The following is an 18975-nucleotide window of genomic DNA, read 5'->3' on the forward strand; positions in this document are numbered from 1 at the left end:
CAACATTTGTCTGCTTTCACTATCGTATTGTGACCCGCACACTAGTGACGTAGCACATCCCTTGTTACACTCCGCACTAACAACAAGACATCTATGAAGGAATAGTGAATGTACACTCCGGAAGAAAAAGCGCGTATTAAATGGGCTTGTCGTCGAGGCATGCTTGAGCTTGACGTAGTAATTATGCCGTTTTTTGAAGAGTGCTTTGATACTCTGAGTGAACAAGAGCAGCGTGACTTTGTTTCTTTACTTGAATGCGATGATCCTGATCTGTTTACTTGGGTAATGGGGCATGGCCGTAGCGAAAATTTAGGTCATGCAGCAATGGTTGATAAAATTGTCGCCCATAACCTCAGCAAAGTTCGTTAATTTTACTGCTTCTCCCTCTCTGACTGCCCGAGTCCTCAATGTTGTACTTTTCTTATTGATGACTTGGGCTGTTATCCTCTCTAGCATTCCGCTCGTATTATCGACTTATTTGTTATTACTGATTGTTAAGGCTCTCTCAAGCCAAGGCCTTGTTCAACCTACAAGTCATGGGCATTGGTATGTGCACTGCGATGGCTCGGTTAGGTTTGATGCCCTTGAGTATGGCGAATACTCGGAAGATATTGAGTCCGAAAAGGGTCATTTACAGCGAGTCGATACATCGGCATCACCATTCAAGATCACATTCCAATTGCAATCTGGTCGTAGTGTTACGATTTGGCGTGATAGCTGTGACGATGAGCAGTATCGTCAACTATCTTTGGTATTACGCCAATGGGAAATGAAACAGGGAGCTAATGCTCCCTGCTGATGTAATAGTTTAATTGGTAAAGTTAAAGCTGTTTAGCTGGAACCAAAATCGTTGGTCCGCTGTTTTCCAGTTGGTTCGGATAGTCAAGCGTGTAGTGCAAACCTCGACTCTCTTTACGCTGCATCGCACAACGAACCATCAACTCTGCTACTTGTAAAAGGTTACGCAGTTCTAATAAGTTGTTCGACACTCGGAAATTGCTGTAGTACTCGTGTGTTTCTTGTTGCAACAGTTGGATACGGCGTAAGGCGCGCTCTAAACGCTTGTCAGTTCGCACAATGCCCATGTAGTCCCACATAAACAGACGAAGCTCGTGCCAGTTGTGCTGAATGATCACTTCTTCATCACTATTGGTTACTTTACTTTCATCCCAACATGGCACCTGTGAGGGTAGCTCAACGTTAGTGTGATGTTTTAGAATATCTTTTGCCGCAGACCAAGCATAAACCACGCATTCGAGAAGTGAGTTTGATGCCATGCGGTTAGCACCGTGCAGCCCGGTGTAGCTAACTTCACCAATCGCATACAAATTTTTCAGATCGGTGCAGCCATTTCTATCCACCATGACACCGCCACAAGTGTAGTGTGCAGCAGGTACGATTGGGATTGGCTCTTTAGTCATGTCGATGCCCAAATCCATCAAACGTGAATAAATGGTTGGGAAGTGTTTCGTAATAAAGTCAGCAGGCTTATGACTGATGTCGAGATACATACAGTCGGCGCCTAAACGCTTCATTTCGAAGTCGATAGCACGAGCCACGACGTCACGCGGAGCAAGCTCTTTACGTTCATCGAAATCTGGCATAAAGCGAGAACCATCTGGACGACGCAGGTAAGCACCTTCGCCACGTAACGCTTCAGTTAGCAAGAAGTTACGTGCTTCTGGGTGATATAAACACGTCGGATGGAACTGGTTAAATTCCATATTAGCCACACGACACCCTGCACGCCAAGCAATCGCAATACCATCACCAGACGACACATCTGGGTTAGAGGTGTATTGATAAACCTTTGAAGCACCACCTGTAGCGAGAACCACAAATTTGGCTCGCACGGTTTCGACATGCTCTTCGTTGCGGTTCCAAATATAAGCACCGATAACTTTGTTTTTATCACCGCCAATTTTGTCTTCGGTGATTAAGTCCAGAGCATTGTGACGTTCGAGAACATGAATGTTTGGATGGTTATGAGCGTTATCTTGCAGGGAGGTTTGCATCGCCATACCTGTCGCATCTGCCGCGTGAAGAATACGACGACGGCTATGACCACCTTCACGAGTTAAGTGGTAGCGAGGTTCATCGTCAGAGTCATCTTCTTCACGATCAAATGGGACACCACCGTCAATCAACCACTGTACACACTCTTTTGAATGCTCAGCAATGAACCTTACGGTCTCCTCATCGCAAATACCATCCCCGGCGATTTGCGTGTCTTCAACGTGTGAATCAATGGTGTCTGACTCATCAAATACGGCAGCGATACCGCCTTGAGCATAGTAGGTTGCCCCTTCGCTGCGTGGTCCTTTACTCAGCACCATCACCTTACAGTGGTTAGCAACGCGCAAAGCCAACGACAAACCTGCCGCGCCACTCCCTACCACTAATACATCACACTCATGTTCACGATTTGTGTTCATATAACTTTTATAATCCCAAGCTAAGGTAACAAAGTTACCTTGTGTATTATTTGCACACCATGTGCATTCCATTATCGCGACATCTGTCGCTAAGGGCTAAGTTGGGAGACCTATCGACGTCCGTGTTACGGCGGTGACTGAGCCACTCTTCTTTTTCATGCAGAGCATGAGCATGCTTCCTAAGTTATAATTTGTAACGCGGTGTTCAGATAGCCATTAGCCATGCAAATGAAAAGTAATAGTTTGTCAATGCCATTGCTTTTCCATGCCCGACCCAGCACAATCTGGGACAGAGATCATTCATTATACCCATTTCCCTCCAAGATGCTCGCTTGTCAAACTTAGACTAAAGTCAGGCAGCGGTGGTCATTTGGGTACAGACATCACATTGTGAAAAAACAATGACAAAAAACTTGAGAAACCATGGAACTTTCTCATTCACGTTAGGGTCACAATAGTGCTCAAGTAAGCAGTGGTGTCAATACTACGTTTTGCATAATTAGTACCCATATCTGAGAAGAGTAGGGGCATAACAAATAGGAGTATCCGCTCGAATGAACGAGCAGCTGACCGATCAAGTATTGATTGAGCGAGTTCAGAATGGCGATAAGCAAGCATTCAACCTGTTGGTAACAAAGTACCAGAATAAGGTATGTAATCTTATTTCCAGATACGTTAGTAATCCTGGCGATGTACCAGATGTAGCACAAGAAGCGTTTATTAAAGCTTACCGAGCTATCCCTAGCTTTCGTGGGGAAAGTGCGTTTTATACGTGGCTGTATCGCATTGCAGTGAATACTGCGAAAAATCACATTGTTGCTCAAGGGCGTAGACCTCCAGCGACAGATGTCGATGCTGAAGATGCTGAATTTTACGAAACAGGTAGTGCACTTAAAGAAATATCGAACCCTGAGAACTTAACGTTGTCCAAAGAATTGCAACGGGTGGTGTTCAGTGCAATCGAAGCTTTACCTGAAGATTTAAAAACCGCAATGACATTACGAGAGCTCGATGGCTTGAGTTATGAAGAAATTGCAGAAGTGATGGATTGCCCGGTAGGAACGGTACGATCGCGTATCTTCCGTGCTCGTGAGGCGGTGGAAAAGAAAATCAGACCTCTTTTGCAACGCTAGTACAAGTAATAACTATGGTGAAAATAATGGCTGACAAAGAAAAACTTTCAGCTCTCATGGATGGAGAATTGGTCGATAAGGCTTTAATTCAAGAGTTAGAGCAAGACCAAGAGAGCCGTGATGCTTGGCAGAACTATCACCTGATTGGTGATGTGATGCGAGGCGAAGCGCCAGCAAAACCTGAGTGGAATATTGCTGAAAGCGTGGCGTTAGCGTTAGAAGATGAACCTGCACACCGTGCGTTTGATTCGCACAGTGCAAATGTTATCTCAATTGCGGATACGCCAAAAGAGTCGCAACCAGAACCGCAAAAAGCAAAACGTCAGTTGCCAGGTTGGTTGACGCAGTTTGGTCAAGTTGCTGTTGCTGCATGTGTATCGCTTGTTGTTATTTTAGGTGTACAGCAGTACGGTGGTAGCGATTCAATGTCGCCGCAAACAGATCAATTACCTGTATTGCAGACGGTTCCGTTTGCTGGCAGCGCAGAACCAGTGAGTTTGACTCGTGAGTCTGTAGAACGTTCTGTAGGCGAGGCAAATATGCAAGAGCAGCGCAAGCGTGTTCATGCTATGCTGCGAGACTACGAATTGCAGTTACGAATTAACAGTGATGCATCTCAACAAGATGCAAATCTGAATCCGGATATTGAATGAAAAAATTTCTGATCAGCGCTTGCGCTCTGTTCAGTATGATGTCTTCTCAAGCCTTTGCTGGTGATAAGCCAGCGGAGGCTTTATTGCATCAAATGAGCGAGGCGAGTAAGAATTTAAGTTACGAACTCTCTTATATCCTTATCAAAAAGAACAGCATTGAGCCGTTGCTGTATCGTCATGCCACGCATGGTGACGATCAATATGCTCATCTTGTCTACTTAAGTGGCCCTGTGCGTGAAGTGATTCGTCGCGGAACTGAAGTAAGTTATATCGAAACGGGTTTAGAACCATTCACCATCGAGTCAGGTAAAATGGTCGCTCCGACTATGCCTATGCTCAACACCAATATCGATGAGCTAAACTTGTATTACGACTACGTAAAAGTGGGTAGAGCTCGTGAAGCTGGTGTGGCAACACAAGTGCTGCGTATTGTTCCTAAAGACGGTCTGCGCTATTCATACGTACTATGGATCGATGAGAAGAGTAAATTGCCGTTACGTGCCGACCTTGTGGACCGCGATGGTGAGATGCTTGAACAATATCGCACTATTTCTTACACGGTAAACCCAAAAATCGCAGAGTTAATGAGTGGCCTGCAAGATGTTCAATTACCTGCTGTTCTCACCATGCCAAAAGGCGATATTGGGACCAGTAATTGGCAGGTTGGTTGGATCCCTGAGGGTTTCGAGCCGAACGAGCTCAACCGCTATCGAATGGCCGTTACTAACCAAATGGTGGAGAGTCAGCTGTATTCTGATGGTCTGTTTAGCTTCTCTGTTTACGTAGCAAACAAAGATGAGCATTCGTTAAAAGGGCAGTTGGTTCGCCAAGGCAGAAGAACGCTACACAGTTTTGTGAGCGGTCAACATGAAATCTCTGTTGTAGGAGACATTCCACCGACCACAGCACAGCGTATCGCCCAATCTGTCACATTTAATGTAACAAAGAGTAAATAACAATGATGACCGCGTTGGCTACCGTGACAGACGTGCATCGTCGCGGCAAGCAATTCGAAATTGATTTAAGTTGCGAACAGCAGACCAGTTGCAGTAGTTGCTCTTCACAGAAAAGCTGTGGAACGGGCGTTGTTACTAAAGCCATTGGTAACAAGAGCTTATCTTGGCACCTGCGCACGGATAAATCGGTGAAAATAGGTCAAGTCGTTGAGATTGGTTTTCCTGAGTCGAGCCTAATAAAATCAGCAATGGCGGTTTATTTACTGCCATTGTTTGGTTTGATTATCGGTGCGATGTTTGGTCACTTCCTATTAGCGCCGCTGACAGCCGGCGGGGAAGGCATCATCATATTGGCATCGGTATTGTTTGCCGCTGGTGGAATGTGGATCGCAAAACGTGTTTCTCGTCCGTTAGAAGATGAATCCAAGCGCCAAGTTACCCTCGTTCGGGTACTTGGAGAGCCAATCCAGTAAGTGCTGTCCCCCTCCACTAAAGGTTATTTGGGTATGTACTTTAAATTACGTGCGCCCGTTAACGAAATTCGGTAGAATCTGCCAACTTGATTGAAATGCCGTCAGTAGATGGCGTTTCTTACTGTCCCTATTTGTAAAGAGTTAGTCACCCTAAATCTATGAAGCACATTCGTAACTTTTCGATTATCGCCCACATCGACCATGGTAAGTCGACCCTATCAGACCGTCTAATCCAAGTTTGTGGCGGGTTAACCGATCGTGAAATGGCCGCACAGGTTCTGGATTCTATGGATCTTGAACGTGAGCGTGGCATCACCATCAAATCTCAGAGTGTGACGCTAAACTACACCGCTAAAGACGGTGAGACGTATCAGCTGAACTTCATCGATACTCCGGGGCACGTTGACTTTGCATATGAAGTATCACGTTCTCTAGCGGCTTGTGAAGGTGCGCTATTGGTTGTGGATGCGGGTCAAGGTGTTGAGGCTCAAACACTGGCTAACTGTTACACCGCGATCGAAATGGATCTAGAGGTTGTGCCAATCTTAAACAAGATTGACCTACCTGCAGCTGATCCTGAGCGTGTAGCGGAAGAAATTGAAGAAATCGTTGGTATCGATGCAATGGAAGCAACTCGCTGTTCTGCGAAGACAGGCATCGGTGTTGATGACGTTCTAGAGAACATTGTGTCAGCGATTCCAGCACCGGAAGGTGATCCAGATGCGCCACTACAAGCGCTGATCATTGACTCATGGTTTGATAACTACCTTGGCGTTGTTTCTCTAGTGCGTATTAAAAACGGCGAACTGAAGAAGAACGATAAGATCAAAGTGATGAGTACGGGCCAAGTTTGGGGTGTAGACCGCCTTGGTATCTTTACGCCAAAACAAGTAGATACCGATACCCTTCGTACTGGTGAAGTAGGTTGGGTTGTTTGTGGCATCAAAGACATTCTTGGTGCCCCTGTTGGTGATACGCTGACTCTAGCGAAGAATGGTTGTGATAAACCTCTACCTGGCTTTAAGAAAGTTAAACCTCAGGTTTACGCAGGTCTGTTCCCTGTATCTTCCGACGATTACGAAAACTTCCGTGACGCACTAGGCAAACTAAGCCTAAACGACGCATCGCTATTCTACGAGCCAGAAAACTCTGCAGCACTAGGCTTTGGCTTCCGTTGTGGTTTCCTTGGCATGCTACATATGGAAATCATCCAAGAGCGTCTAGAGCGTGAATACGACTTGGATCTTATTACCACAGCACCAACGGTAGTTTACGAAGTTGAGAAGACGGATGGCGATCTGCTGTATGTTGATAGCCCAGCAAAACTACCAGCGATCAATGATATTGAAGAAATTCGTGAACCGATTGCGCGTTGTAATATCCTTGTGCCTTCAGAGTACCTAGGTAATGTAATCACCCTGTGTGTTGAAAAGCGAGGCAGTCAAGTTGATATGGTTTACCACGGTAACCAAGTCGCTGTGACTTACGATATTCCAATGGCTGAAGTGGTACTGGATTTCTTCGATCGTCTGAAATCAACATCACGCGGTTACGCATCTTTGGATTACAACTTCCAGCGTTTTGAAGCTTCGAACATGGTACGTGTAGACGTTCTTCTTAACGGTGACACTGTTGATGCATTGGCGATGATCACACACAAAGATCAGTCTCAGACTCGCGGTCGTCAGTTGGTAGAGAAGATGAAAGAATTCATCCCTCGCCAAATGTTTGATATCGCAATCCAAGCGGCAATTGGTAACCACATTATCGCTCGTTCAACGGTAAAACAGTTGCGTAAGAACGTTATTGCGAAATGTTACGGCGGTGACGTAAGTCGTAAGAAGAAACTTCTGAAGAAACAGAAAGAAGGTAAGAAACGCATGAAGCAGATCGGTAACGTTGAGCTGCCTCAAGAAGCGTTCCTAGCCATCCTTCACGTAGGTAAAGACTAAAGTTGAACTTTGTCTCACACTTGTCGGTCTTAAGACGTTAGATATTAAAATAAGTGAAAGGGTTTCGGCTCTTTCACTTTCGTATTTTTAGATAAGGGAATTTAATGGCGAATACATTCTCACTGATGTTGGTTATTGCGACTTTGGTAACTGGCGTGGTTTGGCTATTGGAAAAGCTGGTTTTCGCGAAAAAGCGTCAGGAAAAACTGGCTGAGATTCAAGCTCAGACGTCTAATGGTTTGGATGCAGTGACCTTGCAAAAAGTTGAGCGTCAGCCTTGGTGGGTTGAAAATAGCGTCTCTATTTTTCCTGTGATCGCGTTCGTTTTAGTATTACGTTCTTTTATCTACGAACCATTTCAAATCCCATCAGGCTCAATGATGCCTACCTTGCTGGTTGGCGATTTCATTTTAGTTGAGAAGTACGCGTACGGTCTAAAAGACCCAGTATGGCGTACTCAGCTAGTGGAAACTGGTAAGCCTGAGCGTGGTGATATCGTGGTCTTCAAATACCCACCACAACCAAGTGTGGACTACATTAAGCGTGTAGTTGGTTTACCTGGTGATATCGTGCGTTATTCAAGTGATAAGCAGCTTTGCGTGCAAAGCCAAGGCGAATCGGCATGTAAGCCAGTTAAACTGAGCAATGTTGAAGAAAGTCAGTTTAGCTCGAACGGTATTCCAATGATCCAACTGGATGAGAAATTGGGTAACGTTGAGCACAATATTTTGGTTAACCCTCTTGTGCGTAACCGCGTGGAGCAATATTTCCCACGCAGCGGCACGACAGAGTGGGTTGTACCACAAGGTCAGTATTTTGTGATGGGTGATAACCGTGACAACAGTGCTGACAGCCGTTACTGGGGCTTTGTTCCAGAAGCAAACTTAGTCGGTAAAGCTGTCGCGATCTGGATCAGCTTCGAGTTTGATCGTGGCGCAGATAGTGTTCTACCTTCATGGATTCCAACTGGTGTGCGTTTTAACCGCATCGGTGGCATTCACTAACCATTCAAATATCGAGAGAGTATGAATTCTCCAATTGATAAACTAGAGAGAAAGCTCGGCTACCAGTTTCAAGATGCCGGGCTTATCAATTTGGCGCTGACGCACCGCAGCGCCAACAGTAAGCACAATGAACGTCTTGAGTTTCTGGGCGATTCAATTTTAAGTTTTGTCATCGCTGATGATCTGTACCATCGTTTCCCAAAAGTGAACGAAGGTGACATGAGCCGCATGCGTGCTACTTTGGTTCGCGGACATACATTGGCGGAACTGGGTCGTGAATTCGATCTAGGAGATTATTTAAAATTAGGTCCAGGTGAATTGAAGAGTGGCGGTTTTCGCCGAGACTCTATTTTAGCCGATGCGGTTGAAGCCATTATTGGCGCAATTTACCTAGACAGTGATCTTGAAGTTGTGCGAGGCATTGTACTGAGTTGGTATCAGTCACGCCTTGAAGCCATTAAACCAGGCGTTTCACAAAAAGATCCGAAAACTCGCCTACAAGAGTTCCTACAAGGCAGAAGAAAACCGCTGCCTGTCTACACAGTGACTAATATTAAAGGTGAAGCGCACAACCAAGAGTTCACGGTTGAGTGCGAAGTAGCAGGTGTGGATAAGCCTGTAATCGGTAAAGGCACCAGCCGCCGCAAGGCAGAACAAGCGGCTGCTGAAACAGCACTTGAGCAATTAACAAATGGCTGATAACGAATTCGATATCGATGCGTTTTTCGCATCACAAGGTGAGCCAAGCTCGCCAGAAAACCAACACTGTGGCTTTATTGCTATTGTTGGTCGTCCAAACGTAGGTAAGTCGACACTTTTGAACAAGATTTTGGGTCAGAAGATTTCGATCACCTCTCGTAAGCCGCAAACGACACGCCACCGTATTATGGGTGTGGATACGGACGGCGATTACCAAGCGATTTACGTCGACACGCCTGGACTTCACATTGAAGAAAAGCGTGCGATCAACCGTTTGATGAACCGTGCAGCTAACTCGTCATTGAGTGATGTAAACCTTGTGTTCTTCTTAGTCGATGGTACGCATTGGACTAAAGACGATGAGATGGTGCTGACCAAACTTCAAAAATCGAACTTCCCAGTTGTGCTTTGTGTAAACAAAGTCGACAACGTACAAGATCGTAACGACGTGATGCTACACATGGCGGAGATGTCGAAGAAGATGGACTTCGTGGATGTTGTGCCAATCTCTGCCAAGCAAGGTAAGAACATTGACGTACTGCGTAAGCACGTGCGTAATCACTTACCTAAAGCAACGCATCACTTCCCAGAAGAATACGTGACTGACCGTTCTCAGCGTTTTATGGCGTCTGAGATTGTGCGTGAAAAGCTGATGCGCTTTACTGGTGAAGAGCTGCCATACTCAGTAACGGTTGAGATTGAACGTTTTGATTACAACCCAGAAACCGACGGTTTCCACATCAATGCATTGATTCTTGTTGAGCGTAATGGCCAGAAGAAAATGGTGATTGGCAAAGGCGGCGAGAAGATTAAAACCATTGGTCGCGAAGCGCGTTTAGATATGGAAGAATTGTTCGGTCGTAAGGTTTACCTAGAAACTTGGGTAAAAGTGAAATCTGGCTGGGCAGACGACGAACGAGCGTTGCGATCGTTGGGTTATATAGACGATTTATAATCTTGGCTGCGAAGGTGCTTCGCTCCAACATCGATGAAAAATCAGTATCGATTAAAATAAGGAGCCGCTCGGCTCCTTATTTTTTATTTCACACTTTTTAGGCACAATGACTTAGATGAGTAATCTGTCTTCCGAAGGTTTACAGCGCTGTTTTGTACTGCACCGACGCCCTTACAGTGAATCGAGCTTAATCCTTGATGTATTTAGTGAGGAATATGGCCGAATGACTTTAATGGCCAAAGGCGCGCGCAGTAAGCGTTCGAACTTAAAAGGCGCATTGCAACCTTTTACCCCGCTATTACTTAAATGGTCGGGGAAAGGCTCAATGAAAACTTTGCGTCAAGCCGAGCCGATAAGTCTAGGTTTGCCGTTAACGGGCATTAATCTCTACTCAGCCATGTACGTCAATGAACTGATTGGCCGTATTTTGATGGCTGAAGTGCCGATGCCAGCACTATTTCATGATTATTTGCATGCGTTAACCGAGTTGGCGCACAACGAGAACCCTGAGCCTGCACTGCGTCGTTTTGAGTTAGCCTTGCTGTCTGCGATGGGGTATGGCGTGGATTTTTTGCATTGTGCAGGTACCGGCGAGCCCGTCGATCCAGAAATGACCTATCGTTACCGGGAACAGAAAGGGTTTATTGCTTCGGTTAGGCGCGATAACCTCACGTTTTTAGGGAATGAACTGATTGCTATCAGTGAGCGGCGGTTCGTCACTAAAGAGCAGCTAAAAGCGGCAAAACGCTTTACACGTATAGCCTTAAAGCCGTATCTTGGCGGCAAACCTTTAAAAAGTCGTGAATTTTTCATTCAGACCCCCAGAGCACGGAGTAACGGAAAATGAGCTCAATTTATTTAGGCGTCAATATCGACCATATTGCCACTCTACGTAATGCACGTGGTACTAAATACCCGGATCCTGTTCACGCTGCTGAAATTGCAGAGCGTGCAGGCGCAGACGGTATCACTATCCACTTACGTGAAGACCGTCGCCATATTTTGGATCGTGATGTACGTATTCTGCGTGAAACTATTCAAACGCGTATGAATCTAGAGATGGCAGTGACGGACGAAATGGTTGAGATTGCGCTGCAAACTAAACCAGAGTTTGTGTGTCTAGTGCCTGAAAAGCGTGAAGAACTGACGACGGAAGGTGGCTTAGATGTAGTAGGGCAGCTTGAAAAAATTCAAGCTGCGACGAAAAAGCTGACAGATGCCGGCATTAAAGTTTCGCTCTTTATTGATGCTGACCGTCAACAGATTGAAGCTGCGAAAAAGTGTGGCGCTCCGTTTATTGAGCTACATACTGGCCACTATGCAGATGCGACGACAGAAGACGAACAGCAAGCTGAACTGAAGAAGATTGCTGCTGGTGCGAGTTATGCACATGACCTAGGTATTATTGTTAATGCCGGGCATGGCCTGACTTATCACAATGTCGCACCAATTGCTGCATTACCAGAAATTTACGAACTCAACATTGGTCACTCAATCATTGGTCGCGCAGTATTTGATGGTTTAAATAAAGCGGTTGCTGACATGAAAGCACTGATGATTGAGGCTCGCCAGTCATAGGGCTATCTAGATGGCGATTATAGGGTTAGGGACCGACATTGCAGAAATTGAGCGTATTGAAAAAGCGTTAGCTCGTAGTGGTGAACCTTTTGCTCAGCGGATTCTTTCAGAAGAAGAAATGGCCAAATTCTCACAGCTTAAGCTGCAAGGTCGTTATCTTGCTAAGCGCTTTGCAGTCAAAGAAGCGGCCTCAAAAGCATTGGGAACAGGGATAGCAAAAGGGGTCACGTTTCACGACTTTTCCATCTCGAACGATGAGCTTGGAAAACCAGTACTCGCATTGACGGGCACAGCCAAGCAAATAGCGGATGCGATGGGTGTTAACCACATTCACCTGTCCATTTCCGATGAGCGTCATTACGCTGTGGCGACGGTCATTTTTGAATCCTAGCTTGTAAGTCTTAAACAAAATACTAAAAAGCCAGAGCATTTGCTCTGGCTTTTGTTTCTCTTCAATAGATCACTGTTCAAGGTATAACTTTGCGGTTGTTGTTACTTTAATCATTTCATCTTGCAGCTCGAACATTTCAGGCTCAACCTCCTCAAGACTGATCCCTGAGCGCAGTGCTTGCTCAAGCGTCGCACAGAGTGACTTCAGTCTTGGAACGCCACAATATGAACTACTGCCGTGCAGCTTATGGATGACATGAATTAGGTCATCACGAGAGATATCTTCTTGCTCTAGAGCTTGGTCAACAACCGCTTCTACTTCAGGGATGAACTCAATCAACATGCGCAGCATATCTTTGGCGAGATCCTCTTTATTCGCGCTCTGTTTCAAGGCCGCTTGCCAATCAATAATCACATCCTGTTGAGGTGAAGAAACGGATTGTGGTGCGCTTCCTTCAGGTTCATCAACGTATGAAGGGGCGACTTTGCCAATGCTCTCTGTACAAGCATTGGGGTTCCAGTGAACCAAAACCTGTTGTAGCACATGCTCTTCAATAGGTTTGGTCAAGTAGTCATCCATTCCTGCCGAGAGCAAGCGGTCTCGTTCCCCTGCCATGGCATGCGCCGTTACCGCAATCACTGGCGTGTCTTTATTTAGCTCCAACTCTTTAATGTGCTTACAAGCGGTCACCCCATCCATTTGTGGCATTTGGATATCCATGAAGATTAAATCGTACTTTTTCTCTGTCGCCAGGTTCACCGCTTGCTGGCCATTGCTACAGGCGGTGACGGTTTCTACTCGTTCGCGGAGCAGTGCAGAGATCAGCTTCAAGTTTGCAGGGTTGTCATCCACTGCTAGTACAGTGAGAGGTAAACGGTCCCCTTCGCTTGGCGTAATTGGAGCGCTTAATACCGGTGGCGATTCTACATGTTCGCTAATCAGGCTTTGTAGCAACTTACGGCGAGACAATGGCTTCGTCAGGCACTGGACGTGATGCTCAGTCATTATTTGGTCCGCAAGCGCCAATTCGGTACTCGGTGTCCCTAGGAGAACACTCGGAGCCATACGTTTCGCTTGTTCTATCCAAGGTGTAATAACTTCCGCATCGTGAGTCTGGTTGGCCGCTAAATTCAACAATACATAATCATATTGTTCTTCGTTGTTTGGTAGCGAAGAGCGGTAGGTTACTAAAATACCCTCCTGACTAAGAATCTGTTGGGTTACGGATGCGGCTTGCATGTTTGGTTCAATCAGCAGTAACTGCTTCCCAGTCAGAAGTTCCACTTCAATCAGTTCGCTCATTGGCATCTCGGTTGAGTGCAAGCGCACCGTAAACCAGAAGGTTGAACCTTGGTGTAGACGGCTGGTTAAACTGATTTCGCCGCCCATCTGGCTCACCAGTTTCTGAGTGATGACCAGACCAAGGCCAGTACCACCGTAACGACGTGAAATACTGGCATCCGCTTGGCTAAAGGCTTGGAACAACTGCGCTTGCTGACGCTCAGAGATACCAATACCGGTATCACGCACCATGAATTGCAGTTCGACGGAGTCTCCTGATTGAGAGCGCATTTCTACGCTAACATCAATGTTGCCTCGCTCGGTAAACTTGATTGAGTTACCGACTAAGTTCGTCAAAATTTGCTGAATACGTAGTGGATCCCCAACTAAACCCGGTGGAATTTTAGGGTCCACTTTTAGGGTGATTTCTAACCCTTTCTCATGTGCACTTGTGGCTTGTAGGTTAATTACCTCTTCTAAACTTTCTCGGAAATCAAAAGGAATGTTTTCCAGCGCCAGCTTACCCGCTTCAAGTTTCGAGAAGTCGAGAATGTCATTGATGATATTCAGCAGGTTGTTCGCCGACTTCTCAATCGTCTGTAGGTAATCCGTTTGGCTGTTAGAAAGCTGCGTTTTAAGCATTTGACGAGTAAAGCCAATCACCCCATTGAGCGGAGTACGCAGCTCGTGCGACATGTTTGCCAAGAACTCTGACTTAACCCTGGCCGCTTCTTGCGCGCGTTTCTTCGCGATATCCAGCTCAACGTTCTGAATTTCTAGCTGCTCAAGCGTTTCACGTAAGTCGGACGTGGCTTGGTCTATACTGTGCTGCATCTCCACGTGATATTCTGATAACGATACCGCCATGGCGTTGATGCCATTTTTTAGCTGGTCTAACTCCCCGTGCATTTTGCCTTCGATACGCACATCAAGGTGACCGCGGCGAATGCGGTCAACGACATTCTTCATGTGGGTGATAGGTTGGGTCACATCGTGCATTAGACGTGAAGCAAACACACTTGCTAAGCCAAGACCGAGAACCAGAACTAAAAACGCAGAGAAGACTTCTTGATACTGTTGCAGCCTCAAGGAGGAGAGATCTAACTCGACGGCGATGTAACCAATCGCTTTTGTGCCTTGGCTTTCGTTCGACAACTCCGCTAAGTAGTGACCTTCTGACAAAATGGGGACACGCAATATCAGTGAGTTTTCGTAGATTTCCGAATTACCCAGTTGCGGGATCGGTTTATCTTTGGGAAACATCAAGGCTTCAAAATTAGGATGAAAGTTAGAGGTCACAAAGAGCTCATGATGTTCATCAAATACCGCGATACTACGAACCAGTTTGGAGTTTTTGCGGTGCGCGTAGCTTATCAAGCGACGTACCGCCTCTCGGCTTTCTGATAGTAGATGAGTTTCACTGGCAATCGCCAGCGGCTCAATAATGCTGTTACCAGTGGTGATAACTTGTTTCTCAAGGTCTTGGTAGCGGTTAAATGAGAAAAAGCCGCTCAGTAATAAACCAATAATGAGAGTGGGAGCGAGAGTTAGTGTAATTACACGTGCTCGTAAGCCATATCTGGTCATGTTATCTAATTACATCGGAGTCTGGATATGGGAAAATAACGCATTATTTCTCAAGCGCACGATAAAGCCTTGAGCAAAGAAGTGACGTCACCGAATAAACGGTAAGCATAATCAAGTCACTCGAATCACACAACGGCTGCAATCAAGAATAGTGAAGCCGAAGAGCAATTACACATAAATCAGGCATAGAGCATGGCACGCATCTTTCAACCGAAAAAGAAAACCCAACTCAATACTCGGCACCAAGCAGTGCAAGTAGAGCGTTTAGATCACCACGGCGCAGGCATTGCTTACCTCAAAAAGAAGCCATTGTTTATTGATGGAGCACTGCCGGGTGAGGAGGTGGTCACTCAATTGGTGGAAGAAAAGAGCAAATACGCTCGCGGTAAGTTGATTAAAATCCTTAAGCCGAGTGAAGCTCGTGTGGAGCCATTTTGCCCACATTATCATGAGTGCGGTGGCTGTGATTTGCAGCATCTAGATTATGACCAACAATTGACGTACAAACAGCAAACGTTGCGTCAGCTAATGCGAAAATTTTCAGGCAGTGACATTGAACTAGATGCCCCGTTATTGGGATATTCGCAGGCCTACCGTCGCCGTGCGAGAGTGAGCTTGTTTGTTGATAAAAAAACACGTCAGCTACATTTTGGTTTCCGTAAAAAGCAGAGTAAGCAAATTGCGCAAGTGACCGATTGCCCAGTGCTGGCACCGGAACTGAATGTTTTGCTGCCAGAGATTTACTCAGCCCTAAAAGCGTTCAAAAAGCCGGAACAATTAGGTCATGTAGAGCTGGTACTTGGTGATAATGGGCCGTGTATTACGCTGCGCCACTTGAGCGCTCTGACAACGAGTGAAACTCAATCTCTAACGGAGTTGGCAAAACGTCATGGCGCATCGTTGTACTTAATGCCATCGACAGAACAATTAGACCTTATCGAAGGCGATATGCCTTTTTATCAAGAAGTTGGAGTGAAAATCCCTTTTGCACCAAATAACTTTATTCAAGTAAACCAAGGTGTAAACCAACAAATGGTCAAACAAGCGGTTGAGTGGTTAGACCCACAAAAGAGTGACCGAGTGTTAGATTTGTTCTGTGGTTTAGGCAACTTTAGTTTACCAGTTGCGAAATTAGCTAAGTACGTGGTTGGAGTAGAGGGTGTTGCAGAGATGGTAGAAAAAGCCACAAACAATGCATCTTTGAACCAAATCAATAACGCGCAATTTTATCACGCTAACCTTGAGCAAGATTTTGAAGGCCAAGCCTGGGCCGCAGAGCGGTTTGATAAAGTATTATTAGACCCGGCACGCGCGGGAGCGAGTGGGATCATCGATCAAGTTTCTGAGCTTGGCGCACAGCGTGTAGTTTATGTTTCTTGTAATCCTGCTACCCTTGCTAGGGATAGTCAAAGCTTGATAGAGCAAGGCTATAAATTAACTAAATTAGGTATGCTGGACATGTTCCCTCATACCAGTCATCTAGAATCGATGGCATTGTTTGAAAAGTCCTAACTTTAGGACTTTGACCCCTTATTTGTGGTGGGTGGTCATAAAGCCAGCGTGTACGCGCGGTAAAAAGAACTAACCTGGACGGTGTTAGTCAAACCACACGAATATAATAATTAGGATGATGAGATGGTTGCGGTAAGAAGCGCGCATTTAAACCAAGATGAACAGTTTGAACTCGAAAACTGGGTGGCTAGCCTAGGACAAGAGAAAAACACAGCCTCACGCTTAATCGAAGTATATCGAGATTGCCAGACGGTATTAGCTGATAACGAGCAAGCGGAGCTGTTGTTGTGGCGTGGACGAGAAATGATCGAAATTTTGATCACCTTGTCTATGGATCAAGCCACTTTAGTGGCTGCTCAACTGTTTCCTTTGGTTTCAAGTGGTGCTTTTAACAGAGAAATTCTGGAAGAGAAATACAGCAAAGAAATCATAAAATTAATCGACGGCGTTGAAGAAATGGCTGCTATTGGCCAACTCAACGTCAACATGGAAGGCAGTGCAGCGTCATCTCAGGTAGATAACGTACGCCGTATGCTGCTTGCCATGGTGGATGACTTCCGCTGCGTAGTTATCAAGCTCGCGGAACGAATTTGTAATCTTATTGAAGTTAAAAAAGCGCCAGATGAAGTTCGACGTGCGGCGGCAAAAGAGTGTGCCAACATCTATGCGCCGCTAGCAAACCGATTAGGCATCGGTCAGCTGAAATGGGAAATTGAAGATTACGCTTTCCGCTACCAACAACCGGAAACTTACAAACAAATTGCCAAACAGCTTTCTGAGCGACGCATTGTTCGTGAACAGTACATCAAAGACTTTGTTGAAGACCTCACGCACGAAATGGAAGTGTCGGGCATCAATGCCGAAGTGAGTGGTCGACCTAAGCACATCTACAGCATTTGGCGAAAAATGCAGAAAAAGAGTTTGGCCTTTGATGAGCTGTTTGATGTGCGAGCAGTGCGTATCATCGCAGACAAACTGCAAGATTGTTACGCGGCTTTAGGCGTAGTTCACACCAAATACAAGCACCTACCGAGCGAGTTTGATGACTACGTTGCTAACCCTAAACCAAACGGTTATCAATCGATCCATACAGTAATTCTAGGGCCAGAAGGCAAAACCATCGAGATCCAGATTCGTACCAAGCAAATGCATGAAGAGTCGGAACTGGGGGTTGCAGCGCACTGGAAATATAAAGAAGGGGCAAGCAGCCGAAGCGGTTATGATGAGAAGATCACGTGGCTGCGTAAGCTATTGGATTGGCAAGAAGAAATGTCTGACTCTGGCGAAATGCTCGATGAGCTGCGTAGCCAAGTCTTTGATGACCGTGTTTATGCCTTTACACCACGTGGTGATGTTGTCGATTTGCCAATGGGGGCAACGCCGCTAGATTTTGCCTATCACATTCACTCCGAAGTGGGACACCGTTGTATCGGTGCCAAAGTCGGAGGTCGTATTGTGCCGTTCACGCATAAATTACATATGGGTGACCAAGTCGAGATTATCACTCAGAAAGAACCTAACCCATCACGTGACTGGTTAAACCCATCATTAGGCTTCGTTCATTCTGGTCGTGCGCGTGCCAAAATTAACGCCTGGTTCCGAAAACAAAGCCGTGAGAAGAACCTTGAAGCAGGTCGTGAAATCCTTGAGCATGAGTTAGCCAAAATTGGCGCAACGTTAAAAGATGCAGAGCATTACGCCCTCAAGCGGTTTAACGTCAAAACACCAGATGAATTGTATGTTGGTGTAGGTAGCGGTGATTTGCGTATCAACCAAATAATTAACCATATCAACGCGTTAGTTAACAAGCCAACGGCAGAGGAAGAAGATCAGCAAGCACTGGAAAAACTGCAAGAAGCTGAGCATAAATCACCCGCGCAAAGCCGACCGAAAAAAGACGCAGTTGTAGTAGAAGGCGTCGATAACCTAATGACACATCTAGCACGTTGCTGTCAGCCAATTCCAGGTGACGATATCTCTGGTTACATAACGCAAGGTCGTGGGATTTCAGTACACCGTAGTGACTGTGAACAGCTAGAAGAACTGCGCCATCATGCGCCAGAGCGCATCATCGATACAGTCTGGGGCAGCGGCTTTGTGGGGTCATACATCCTCACCGTGCGTGTTGAAGCGATGGAGCGAGGTGGTCTACTCAAAGACATTACGACACTGTTCGCCAACGAAAAGATCAAAGTGACCAGTATGAAGAACCGAGTCGACTACAGACGTCAACTTGCCATCATGGACTTTGACCTAGAAGTCACCAATATTGAGGTGCTTTCGCGGGTTTCGAAACGTGTGGAACAGATCAAGGATGTCATGACGGTGAAACGCCTCGGCTAAAACTCTCGTCATAGTTATCGTTG

Annotated in this window: 17 protein-coding genes; 15 read left to right on the plus strand and 2 right to left on the minus strand. The window is 45.9% G+C overall.

All coding sequences use genetic code 11. The features are described from left to right. Positions 1 to 108: 108 nt before the first annotated feature. Complete coding sequence (locus R7R24_RS13050; RefSeq protein WP_005380951.1) at positions 109 to 369, plus strand: succinate dehydrogenase assembly factor 2; 261 nt, start codon at positions 109 to 111, stop codon at positions 367 to 369. After that, the gene (locus tag R7R24_RS13055) at positions 338 to 799 is read left to right on the plus strand and encodes a protein YgfX (RefSeq protein ID WP_224721353.1); all 462 of its coding nucleotides are present in this window, start codon (positions 338 to 340) and stop codon (positions 797 to 799) included. Before R7R24_RS13050 ends, R7R24_RS13055 begins: the two co-directional genes overlap by 32 nt. Positions 800 to 821: 22 nt before the next feature. Here R7R24_RS13055 and nadB read toward each other — a convergent pair whose 3' ends face one another. Then, positions 822 to 2435: an L-aspartate oxidase gene (nadB, locus tag R7R24_RS13060; protein WP_005380947.1), complete on the minus strand. Its 1614-nt coding sequence runs from the start codon at positions 2433 to 2435 to the stop codon at positions 822 to 824. A 554-nt stretch (positions 2436 to 2989) separates the two neighbouring features. On the opposite strand from nadB, the gene rpoE reads away from it, so the two are divergent. From rpoE to acpS, 11 genes are all read left to right on the plus strand, one after another. Continuing rightward, entirely contained in the window at positions 2990 to 3568 is a 579-nt protein-coding gene (rpoE, locus tag R7R24_RS13065; protein WP_005380946.1) for an RNA polymerase sigma factor RpoE, read from the plus strand. Positions 3569 to 3594: 26 nt separating this feature from the next. Continuing rightward, complete coding sequence (locus tag R7R24_RS13070; protein ID WP_005380944.1) at positions 3595 to 4221, plus strand: sigma-E factor negative regulatory protein; 627 nt, start codon at positions 3595 to 3597, stop codon at positions 4219 to 4221. Next, a complete protein-coding gene (gene rseB / locus R7R24_RS13075; protein ID WP_005380941.1) occupies positions 4218 to 5177 on the plus strand; it encodes a sigma-E factor regulatory protein RseB in 960 nt (319 codons plus the stop codon). Before R7R24_RS13070 ends, rseB begins: the two co-directional genes overlap by 4 nt. A 2-nt stretch (positions 5178 to 5179) precedes the next feature. Then, positions 5180 to 5650, plus strand: a complete 471-nt coding sequence (locus tag R7R24_RS13080) for a SoxR reducing system RseC family protein (protein WP_005380936.1) — start codon at positions 5180 to 5182, stop codon at positions 5648 to 5650. A 158-nt stretch (positions 5651 to 5808) separates the two neighbouring features. Further along, entirely contained in the window at positions 5809 to 7602 is a 1794-nt protein-coding gene (gene lepA / locus R7R24_RS13085) for a translation elongation factor 4 (protein WP_005380934.1), read from the plus strand. A 104-nt stretch (positions 7603 to 7706) separates the two neighbouring features. Then, on the plus strand, positions 7707 to 8606 hold the full coding sequence (lepB, locus tag R7R24_RS13090) for a signal peptidase I (protein ID WP_005380933.1): 900 nt from the start codon (positions 7707 to 7709) through the stop codon (positions 8604 to 8606). Positions 8607 to 8627: 21 nt separating this feature from the next. Beyond that, positions 8628 to 9305 (plus strand): ribonuclease III, encoded by a 678-nt coding sequence (rnc, locus tag R7R24_RS13095; RefSeq protein WP_005380932.1) that lies wholly within the window; start codon positions 8628 to 8630, stop codon positions 9303 to 9305. Then, on the plus strand, positions 9298 to 10260 hold the full coding sequence (gene era / locus R7R24_RS13100; protein WP_005380931.1) for a GTPase Era: 963 nt from the start codon (positions 9298 to 9300) through the stop codon (positions 10258 to 10260). The genes rnc and era overlap by 8 nt, the downstream gene beginning before the upstream one ends. 115 nt (positions 10261 to 10375) lie before the next feature. Further along, positions 10376 to 11107, plus strand: coding sequence for a DNA repair protein RecO (gene recO, locus R7R24_RS13105; protein ID WP_005384578.1), 732 nt, complete (start codon positions 10376 to 10378; stop codon positions 11105 to 11107). After that, entirely contained in the window at positions 11104 to 11838 is a 735-nt protein-coding gene (gene pdxJ, locus R7R24_RS13110) for a pyridoxine 5'-phosphate synthase (RefSeq protein ID WP_054579068.1), read from the plus strand. Before recO ends, pdxJ begins: the two co-directional genes overlap by 4 nt. A 10-nt stretch (positions 11839 to 11848) precedes the next feature. Next, positions 11849 to 12229, plus strand: a complete 381-nt coding sequence (acpS, locus tag R7R24_RS13115; RefSeq protein WP_005380927.1) for a holo-ACP synthase — start codon at positions 11849 to 11851, stop codon at positions 12227 to 12229. Between the two features lie 69 nt (positions 12230 to 12298). Here acpS and barA read toward each other — a convergent pair whose 3' ends face one another. Continuing rightward, positions 12299 to 15097, minus strand: a complete 2799-nt coding sequence (gene barA, locus R7R24_RS13120; RefSeq protein ID WP_033907441.1) for a two-component sensor histidine kinase BarA — start codon at positions 15095 to 15097, stop codon at positions 12299 to 12301. A 192-nt stretch (positions 15098 to 15289) separates the two neighbouring features. On the opposite strand from barA, the gene rlmD reads away from it, so the two are divergent. Together rlmD and relA are read left to right on the plus strand one after the other, a co-directional pair. After that, complete coding sequence (gene rlmD, locus R7R24_RS13125) at positions 15290 to 16609, plus strand: 23S rRNA (uracil(1939)-C(5))-methyltransferase RlmD (RefSeq protein ID WP_025768846.1); 1320 nt, start codon at positions 15290 to 15292, stop codon at positions 16607 to 16609. Positions 16610 to 16732: 123 nt separating this feature from the next. Continuing rightward, entirely contained in the window at positions 16733 to 18952 is a 2220-nt protein-coding gene (gene relA, locus R7R24_RS13130; RefSeq protein WP_005380915.1) for a GTP diphosphokinase, read from the plus strand. Positions 18953 to 18975 lie beyond the last annotated feature (23 nt).

The sequence above is a fragment of the Vibrio sp. 704 genome (genome assembly GCF_033339295.1).